Annotated in this window: 1 pseudogene; it reads right to left on the bottom strand. The window is 57.1% G+C overall.

What is annotated here, in order from left to right:
- A pseudogene (locus tag LCH65_RS26145) lies at positions 1-1,171 on the bottom strand (hemagglutinin repeat-containing protein); the annotation flags it as partial.

Here is a 1,171-nt window from a genome sequence, read left to right as displayed (position 1 = left end):
AAACCGCCAGTTGCACAAGACCTTTAGGCCCCTGCGCCACTGCCACCAACACACTCACAGCCTCCTGCTGATCTGGATGCTCCTGGATGTATTGGTTGATCGAAGCCATCGATCGCAGTGTGTCTTGAGCAGCAGTAAGTTTTTCTGCGTCACTCGCATTCACAGGAGTGGCAGGTAACTCGATTGATCCTGGGCTATTAGGCTTGTTGTCCGTCTGAAGTGTCTGATCAAGAGCTCCGACCGATGTCAGGTCGATCCCTGCGAGGCGTGCAATTTCGGCCACAACCTTTTCCTGAAACGCAGGGTCGGCCATCGTATTCATCGCCTGGCTGCGCGTCATCCCACCCCGAAGCAACGAGTCCATGGTGTTTTCAGCAAAATCAGCCCCCATCAGACTGGCGGCCCCTGCATCCATCTTGCGGCCCAGCGTGCTCTCGATTTTGTTGACTGCGCGCGTCAGACCTCGGGTGGCCTCTTCGTAGTTCTGTTTGGCCGTTGTGTTGTAAGTCAGGAGTTGGTTTGCCCACTGAGTAGCAGTGACTATCGGCTGGCTGGCTGCCTCCAACGAACTCTTCGTCACATACAAATCAGTCCGGTGCTCGTCATCACGCGTGATCTCGTATGCCTTGTCGACATCACGATTCAAGCCCGCTGTTGAGTCCTTACCCGCCGTATCACTGCGCACCACCACATCGCCTGCACCCACGGTGCCCCGGACGATCTGTTCACGATCCTTATTGTAGTTCCAGCCCTCGACGCTCCAACCGTTTTTCTGGTCATCGCCTTTGCCTACCTGAGTCGAGTCCTGCGTGGTACTGCCGCTGGTACCGTACGAGCCACCAACGTTCAGGTAGTAACCGTGTTCCTTGTCCTTGCCCGCGATGTCGCTGTAACCCAGCGTGTTGGTATCCAGCTTGAGATTGCCGCTGTCGGAGGCGATCAGTGCGCCGTCGAGTTGGGTGTGGTTCTCGGTGCGGATGTCGACCTTGTCTTTGGCCGTGATGCTGGTCTGTTCCTCGATCCAGTTCTTGGAGCCGTTGGTCTGGCCGTAACCGACCGAGCCACTGACGCTGCCGCCAAAGCCAGCCACGACAGTTGCGCTGAGGTCGAATTCCTTGCCTTCGACTTTCCCGGTGTCCGGCAGGGATGTGACGTTCAGGTCGCGACCTAC

It is taken from the genome of Pseudomonas sp. MWU16-30316 (genome assembly GCF_020515645.1).
Lineage (GTDB): Bacteria > Pseudomonadota > Gammaproteobacteria > Pseudomonadales > Pseudomonadaceae > Aquipseudomonas > Aquipseudomonas cerasi.
The sequence above is the reverse complement of the archived record's forward strand: the minus strand, read 5'-3'. Positions and strand labels throughout refer to the sequence as shown.